7 protein-coding genes, 2 pseudogenes and 1 other annotated feature are annotated in these 6,591 nt (G+C 64.0%); of the genes and pseudogenes, 4 read left to right on the forward strand and 5 right to left on the reverse strand.

Translation table 11 applies throughout. The annotated features are described in order from the left end of the window. Positions 1 to 27: 27 nt before the first annotated feature. The 3 genes from FM104_RS13705 (at position 28) to FM104_RS13715 (ending at position 2,744) form a co-directional block, all read left to right on the forward strand. The gene (locus FM104_RS13705; protein ID WP_087132788.1) at positions 28 to 966 is read left to right on the forward strand and encodes an ABC transporter substrate-binding protein; all 939 of its coding nucleotides are present in this window, start codon (positions 28 to 30) and stop codon (positions 964 to 966) included. A gap of 61 nt (positions 967 to 1,027) precedes the next feature. Next, complete coding sequence (locus FM104_RS13710) at positions 1,028 to 1,972, forward strand: amino acid ABC transporter permease (RefSeq protein WP_218778584.1); 945 nt, start codon at positions 1,028 to 1,030, stop codon at positions 1,970 to 1,972. Then, positions 1,965 to 2,744: an amino acid ABC transporter ATP-binding protein gene (locus tag FM104_RS13715; RefSeq protein ID WP_087132790.1), complete on the forward strand. Its 780-nt coding sequence runs from the start codon at positions 1,965 to 1,967 to the stop codon at positions 2,742 to 2,744. The genes FM104_RS13710 and FM104_RS13715 overlap by 8 nt, the downstream gene beginning before the upstream one ends. A gap of 244 nt (positions 2,745 to 2,988) precedes the next feature. Here the strand turns inward: FM104_RS13715 and FM104_RS13720 are convergent, their stop codons facing one another. Beyond that, positions 2,989 to 3,771, reverse strand: coding sequence for an acetoin reductase (locus FM104_RS13720; protein ID WP_087132791.1), 783 nt, complete (start codon positions 3,769 to 3,771; stop codon positions 2,989 to 2,991). A gap of 63 nt (positions 3,772 to 3,834) precedes the next feature. Beyond that, positions 3,835 to 4,503, reverse strand: a complete 669-nt coding sequence (locus FM104_RS13725) for a GntR family transcriptional regulator (RefSeq protein ID WP_256971672.1) — start codon at positions 4,501 to 4,503, stop codon at positions 3,835 to 3,837. Positions 4,504 to 4,896: 393 nt separating this feature from the next. On the opposite strand from FM104_RS13725, the pseudogene FM104_RS13730 reads away from it, so the two are divergent. After that, a pseudogene (locus FM104_RS13730) lies at positions 4,897 to 5,223 on the forward strand (VIT1/CCC1 transporter family protein); the annotation flags it as partial. Positions 5,224 to 5,252: 29 nt separating this feature from the next. On the opposite strand, the gene FM104_RS16340 reads toward FM104_RS13730, so the two are convergent. The 3 genes and pseudogenes from FM104_RS16340 to FM104_RS13745 form a co-directional block, all read right to left on the reverse strand. Then, positions 5,253 to 5,528 (reverse strand): hypothetical protein, encoded by a 276-nt coding sequence (locus FM104_RS16340; RefSeq protein WP_373407854.1) that lies wholly within the window; start codon positions 5,526 to 5,528, stop codon positions 5,253 to 5,255. A gap of 109 nt (positions 5,529 to 5,637) precedes the next feature. After that, a pseudogene (locus FM104_RS16905) lies at positions 5,638 to 6,177 on the reverse strand (IS3 family transposase); the annotation flags it as partial. Further along, positions 6,103 to 6,216, reverse strand: a sequence feature (AL1L pseudoknot). (Overlaps the previous pseudogene by 75 nt.) Next, on the reverse strand, positions 6,174 to 6,494 hold the full coding sequence (locus tag FM104_RS13745; RefSeq protein ID WP_087132794.1) for a transposase: 321 nt from the start codon (positions 6,492 to 6,494) through the stop codon (positions 6,174 to 6,176). Its footprint overlaps the feature before it by 43 nt. The pseudogene FM104_RS16905 and the gene FM104_RS13745, both read right to left, overlap by 4 nt. Between the last annotated feature and the right edge of the window lie 97 nt (positions 6,495 to 6,591).

A 6,591-nucleotide genomic window follows, 5' to 3' on the forward strand; every position in this document is an offset into this window, starting at 1 on the left:
GTTCCACCCCACCCGAAAGGACACACAATGAAGTCACGTCTTTCCCTCCTCGCCCTCTCCCTCGTCGGCATCGCGGCCCTGTCCGCGTGCACGTCGACGCTCCCCACCGACACGGACGAGTCGTCGGCGCCCACCGCAGACGACCAGCCGGCGGCGGCGATCATCTCCGGGGTGGCAGAGGATTCCGAGATCGCCGCGCTGCTGCCGGCGCAGTACTCGGACGCCGGAGTTCTGCAGGTCGGCTCCAACCTGCAGTTCCCACCGGCCAACTTCTACGCGGCCGACGGGACGACGCCCATCGGGTACGAGGTCGATCTCGCCACCGCGATGGCGAAGCGGCTCGGTGTCGACGTCACCTACAACGACTCCGCGTTCGAGAACCTCATCACGAGCCTGCAGTCGCAGCGCGTCGACTTCACGATGGCGGGCATGAACGATCGCCCCGACCGCCAGGAGATGGTCGACTTCATCGACTACTTCAAGACCGGCATCGGCATCCTCGTCGCCAAGGGCAACCCCGACGGCATCGTCGAGCCCGCCGACCTGTGCGGACACGGCGTGACGGCAGGCGTCGGCAGCTCGCAGGAGGCCTGGGCTCTGGCGCTGAGCGAGAAGTGCGTCGCCGATGGTGCCGAGGCGATCGACGTCGTCACCGTGAACAACGACCAGCAGCGTCTGAACTCGGTCAAGACCGGACGCGTGACCGCCGAGCTCAACGATCTGGCGAACCTCGTCTACATCGCCCAGACGGCCAACTCCGGCGAGGACTTCGAGGTCGTTGACCTGCCCCCGCTCGAGGGGGCACTCTACGGCATCGGAGTCAACAAGGAGACGCCGGAGCTGCGGGCAGCGCTCGCGGCATCGCTGCAGTCCCTCATCGATGACGGCACGTACGGCGAGATCCTCGCGGCCTGGGGGCTCCAGGCCGGAGCCATCGAGACGGTCGAGATCAACGCGGGACAGTAGTGAGGGCGGGGGACGGTCTCGGCCGTCCCCCGCTTCTGCTCCTCTTCCCCGAAAGGAACCCGTGAAGACATCACCCCCGACCGCCCGCATCAGCACTCCGCTGGCGGCGCCCAGAATCTACCGTCGTCTGCACTTCTGGCGATGGGTGAGCGCGATCATCGTGCTCGCCGCCGTCGCCGGGATCATCATCGTGCTGGCCGGTGCACGAATCCAGTGGCCGCACGTGCTGCAGTACGTCGTGCTGGACACCATGGCCCAGGCCGCATGGAACACCGTGCTCCTCGCGGTCGCCGCGCAGCTGGTGGCCGTCATCATCGGCGTCATCATCGCGATCATGCGCATCTCCCGCAATCCGGTGGCCATCTCGGTGGCGACCGGATACATCTGGATCTTCCGCGGTGTCCCCGTGCTCGTGCAGATCCTCGTCTGGTACAACCTCGCCCTCGTGGTCGACCGCATCGTGATCGGCGTGCCGTTCACGAACTTGACGCTGATCGATCAGCCGACCAACGCCATCATGACCGCGTTCACTGCCGCGCTCCTCGGTCTCGCGCTCAACGAGAGCGCCTACATGGCCGAGATCATCCGCGGTGGGCTCAAAGGCATCGACAGCGGCCAGACCGAGGCTGCACATGCCCTCGGGATGAGCCCGATGCGTACGCTGGCACGCATCATCTTGCCGCAGGCCATGCGCATCATCATCCCGCCAACCGGCAACAACTTCATCAACATGCTCAAGACCACCTCGCTCGCATCGGTGGTGACCTACTTCGAGCTCGTGAAGGCGGCAGCGAACATCTCCAGCCGCAATCTCGAGGTGATGGAGACGCTGTTCGCCGCGGCGGTCTGGTACATGATCATCGTGACTATCGCGAGCATCGGCCAGTTCTACTTGGAACGCGCCTTCGACGGCAGCACCCGACGCGGTCGTCCGCGGAACCTCCGGACGGCCATCCGCAACGCACTCGTGCGTCCCCCCTTCTCCCGGCGAGGTATCGATGAATGACAACACGGCGCTCGTGCGCATCCGGCAGGTCAAGAAATCCTTCGGCGACAACGCCGTGCTCCGCGACATCACGATGGATGTGCGCGCGGGCGAGGTCGTCTGTCTGCTCGGTTCGTCCGGCGCGGGCAAGAGCACGCTCCTGCGGGCGATCAACCGGCTGGAAAAGATCGATGCCGGTCAGATCTGGGTGGACGACATGCTCGTTGGCTTCGGTGAGTATCGCGACGGCGTCCGCGAGCTCACCGAGCGAGGGATGGCAGCGCAGCGCGCGCACATCGGCATGGTGTTCCAGCGCTTCAACCTGTTCCCGCACATGACCGCCCTGCAGAACGTCATGGAAGCGCCACGTGCAGTGCGGCGACTGTCGGGTGCCGCGGCGAAGGCGGAGGCGCGCGAGCTGCTGGAGAGCGTCGGCCTCGACGATAAGATGGAGCACTATCCGGCCCAGCTCTCCGGCGGACAGCAGCAGCGTGTCGCGATCGCGCGGGCATTGGCGATGAAGCCGCAGCTCATGCTGTTCGACGAGCCCACCAGCGCCCTCGACCCTGAACTCGTCGGGGAAGTGTTGAAAGTCATGACCGAGCTCGCGCGGCGGGGAATGACGATGATCGTCGTGACGCACGAAATGGGATTCGCACGCGAGGTCGCTGATCGCGTCGTGCTGATGCACGGCGGCGAGATCGTGGAGGATGCCTCAGCCGTGGAGTTCTTCGAGAACCCGCAGCACGAGCGCACCCGACAGTTCATAGCAAGCTCGACGAGAGCGGGGTGAGGGGCGATTTTGGCTGGTGGCCCCCTCCGGATGTTCCCGCTGAAGCAATCAGGCCGCTCATCTCCGAGGACAACGTTGACCGGGGCGGCTGCGTTTCGAGCGAGATGGCAATGCTCCCAGTCTGTTCAAGTCAACCACGTTGGGGAAGCACTTCTCCGCCAGGGTGAAGCCGCCGAGCGGAGATGACGGCTATGCGCCGATGAACACGAGATCACGATCTCGTTGCGTTCAACAGGGAGCGCGGTCAGTTGTAGAGCATTCCACCATCGACGATGATGACCTGCCCGGTGACGTACACAGCGTTGTCGCCGGCGAGAAACGATACGACTCCGGCGACGTCTTCGGGGGTCTCAATCCGACCGAGAGCGATGCCCTCCACGTTGTCCTGGAGGTTCTTCCCCAGTGGTTTTCCGTTGATCTTGTGCATCTCAGCGTCGATCAGGTCCCACATTCCGGTTCCGACGATTCCGGGCGCATACGCGTTCACTGTGTGTCCCTTCGGTGCGAGCTCTTGGGCAGCGACCTGGGTGATGCCCCGAACTGCGAACTTCGACGCCGAGTAGGCACCTAGGATGGGGAAGCCGCGGATAGCGGCGATCGAGGCGGCGTTCACGATCCTCCCCTTCACCCCGAGTTCGTCGAACTTTCGCACGGCCGCTTGAATGCCGAAGATCACGGAGTTGACGTTGACGGAGAAGACCGTCTCGAGATCGTGTTCGGTGACCTCCAGAAGGGGTTTCACCTGTGCGATTCCGGCGTTGTTGACGATGACGTCGAACCCGCCGAGTCGGGATGCCGTTTGCTCGACAGCTGCCTCGACATCGCTCCTGCTCGACACGTCGGTGGGCACGAACACGGCACTCCGGCCCAACGCAGCGATCTCGGCAGCCACTGCTTCGCCTTTCTGCTCCTGAGCCGGGATGTCTGCGATACCGATGTCGAACCCGTCTTGCGCCAGTTTCAGCGCGATTCCTCTTCCGATTCCCTGTCCCGCGCCCGTGACGAGCGCAACCTTCTTGGTAGTCATGATCTGCTTTCGATGAGAGTGATTTCGACACGAAACGTCGTCGCGCCCTGGTTGTCCGACCTGTTACGGCCCGAAGGTGGTGGCTGTGCCGCTGAAGGCGGTGGCATCGCGACCATGGATGCCCGAGAAATGCTCGCTGAGCAGCGCGCGGAAGGTGTCGGTATCGCTTCGTTCGAGTGCATCCACGAGAGCGCCGTGTTCGGCAACGACTCGCTCGCTGTACCCCGGACGGTGCCAGACCGAACGGGCCATCATGCGGTGATGGCGGTCGCGGATCGTGTCGAAGAACGTCACCAAGATAGCGTTGCCGCCGCCTTCGATGATGGCCCGGTGGAAGGAGCTATCCTCATCCAGGAACGCATCAAGATCGTCATCACCTCGAGCCATGTCCTGGTTCGCCACGTGGGATCTCAATCGGCTCACCACCACCTCGAGCCGCTCGGGTGTATCCGCGATCGCGGAAGCCGCGTCGCCCTCGATCAGGAGGCGTACTCCAAGAATGTTATCAACCTCTTCCGGAGGGACGTCCAGGATAAGCGCGCCGCGCTTGGGGTAGAGACGCATCCAGCCGTTCGTCTGCAACATAGCGAACGCCTCCCTGACAGGCGTACGGCTAATCCCCAACCGGGTGGAGACGTCGTTCTCGCTGATCATCGACCCCGCTGCCAACTCCCCTGAGATAGTCCGCCTCTTCGTATCGGTGAACGCACGGTCCGTCGCTGATTCGATCATCACCAACCCCCACTTGTATGTCACTTGTATGCCACCATGATCGCTATTAGATTAACTCCCCCCGTCGCAGGAGACAAGACCGATGCTGACGTCTTCAGCTCAGTTCCGCCGCGTCCAGACGGTGCTCCGCCAGATGGTCGCGGTACCTCGGTGACATCGATCGCCATCGGGATGTTCAGCTAGATGGGCACTTCGAGTATCTGCGACTGCCCCGCAGATCCCGCAGGCCCCCGCGCCCTCGCTCGCATACACCGGACAGCGGATGCGATGACACGTCCGCGCACGATCGGCGGTGCGGGGTCCGGAGGACCGAAGGTCCTGCTGCGAACCGCGGCGGGTAAGGTGCAATGGAGCAGCCGGATGACATGACCGGCGGAGGAGGTTTTCACCCACATGATCACCACGAGACCACACACGGGTGAGCCGCATACCGCCGGAATCGCAGGGCGACTGAACTGGTTACGCGCGGGGGTGCTCGGCGCGAACGACGGGATCGTGTCGGTCGCCGCGATCGTCGTCGGCGTCGCCGGCGCCACCAACGACCTGGCACCGATCCTGACCGCGGGAACGGCGGCGTTGGTCGGCGGAGCGATCTCGATGACACTCGGCGAGTACGTGTCGGTGAGCAGTCAGAGCGACAGCGAGAAGACCCTCATCGCGACAGAACGCCGCGAACTCTCGGAAATGCCCGCACAGGAGCTCGACGAGCTCACCGGACTGAACCGCACTGGGTTTGATGGAGACTGACGTTATTTGATTCCCAGCAGCCGGTCGGCGGCTGTTGGGCCAGCATAGAACGCTTCCTCGAACTCCGCGGGCGGGATGTCGCCGAGGTAGCCATGCAGGCGTTGCGTGTTGTGCCAATGCACCCAGCCGAGGGTCGCCAGTTCCAGGTCCTCGACCGTCTTCCACGGACCGGATCTGGCGGGTCCGCGGACGACCTCGCCGCCGTCGCGCACGCCCTGAACACGCGACCGCGTAAACGCCTCGGCTGGCGCACCCCAGCCGAGGCACTCGACGATCACCTACACTTGCTGCAAACAGGTGGTGTTGCGACGACCAGTTGAATCCGCCTTGCACGCCCCTGTCGCTGTGATGAATGAGCTGGGACAGGTCCCGGTCGGCGCGCTGGCGGGTCCAGAGGCCCATCTCCAGTGCGTCGAGGGCGAGTTCCGTGTGCAGGCTCGTGGAAAGCTGCCAGCCCACGATCCGGCGGGAGAATACGTCCAGGACGAACGCGGCATATACCCATCCGGAGAAGGTGCGAATGTAGGTGATGTCGGCCACCCACAAACAGTCTGGTGCCGGCGCGGTGAAATGCCGATCGACCAGGTCGCTCGGCCGTTCACTGAACGGGCCGGCGATCGTCGTGCGTGGGCCTTTGCGCCGCGAAACACCGCGCAGACCTTCGCGGCGCATCAACCGCTCGACCGTGCAACGGGCCACCGTCTCGCCGTCGCGCTTCAGTTGGGCGTGGACCTTTCGGGCGCCGTAGACGCCGTAATTGCTCCGGTGCACGTGGTGGATCTGGGCCGCGGTCTGCGCGTCACTGATAGAGCGTTTCGAGGGCGCTCTGTCGCGGGCTGCGTAGTAGGTTGACGGGGCGATCGGCAGCTCTGCGCAGATCGGCTCGACCCCGAATTCGGCTTTGTTCTGATCGATGTACTCGATCATCTGTTGTGTGGGCGGTCGAGCTCCGCCGCGAAGAAAGCCGACGCGCTGCGCAGAATCGCGTTCGTGCGTCGCAGCTCCCGATTCTCACGTTCCAGCTCGGCTAACCGGCTCGCGTCATCCGTGGTCGTGCCCGGACGCAAACCCCCATCAATCTCGGCCTTCTGCACCCAACCGCGCAACGTGTCCGAGGGAATACCGAGCTGCTGACCAATCCTCGTGCACGCGCCACGGCGCCCACCATCAGGCTCACGAGACTCCAGCACAAGCCGGATCGCACGCTCTTTCAACTCGGCCGGATACTTCTTCAAAGCAGGCATTAGCTCTTAACCCTTTCAGGTGATCAAGAACCTCCATTAAACCGGCTCTTCGGACATTCGGTGGGGTCAGGGTGTGAGGCCGCCGGCGGCGAGGAGC

This window comes from Microbacterium esteraromaticum, from assembly GCF_900163815.1.
In the GTDB taxonomy this organism is placed as follows: Bacteria; Actinomycetota; Actinomycetes; order Actinomycetales; family Microbacteriaceae; genus Microbacterium; species Microbacterium esteraromaticum_B.

Excerpts from the sequence above, each read along its gene's own strand:
- FM104_RS13705 (WP_087132788.1), top strand. The coding sequence starts at position 28 with ATGAAGTCACGTCTTTCCCTCCTCGCCCTCTCCCTCGTCGGCATCGCG.
- FM104_RS13715 (WP_087132790.1), top strand. The coding sequence starts at position 1,965 with ATGAATGACAACACGGCGCTCGTGCGCATCCGGCAGGTCAAGAAATCC.
- FM104_RS13720 (WP_087132791.1), bottom strand. The coding sequence starts at position 3,771 with ATGACTACCAAGAAGGTTGCGCTCGTCACGGGCGCGGGACAGGGAATC.
- FM104_RS13725 (WP_256971672.1), bottom strand. The coding sequence starts at position 4,503 with ATGATCGAATCAGCGACGGACCGTGCGTTCACCGATACGAAGAGGCGG.
- FM104_RS13745 (WP_087132794.1), bottom strand. The coding sequence starts at position 6,494 with ATGCCTGCTTTGAAGAAGTATCCGGCCGAGTTGAAAGAGCGTGCGATC.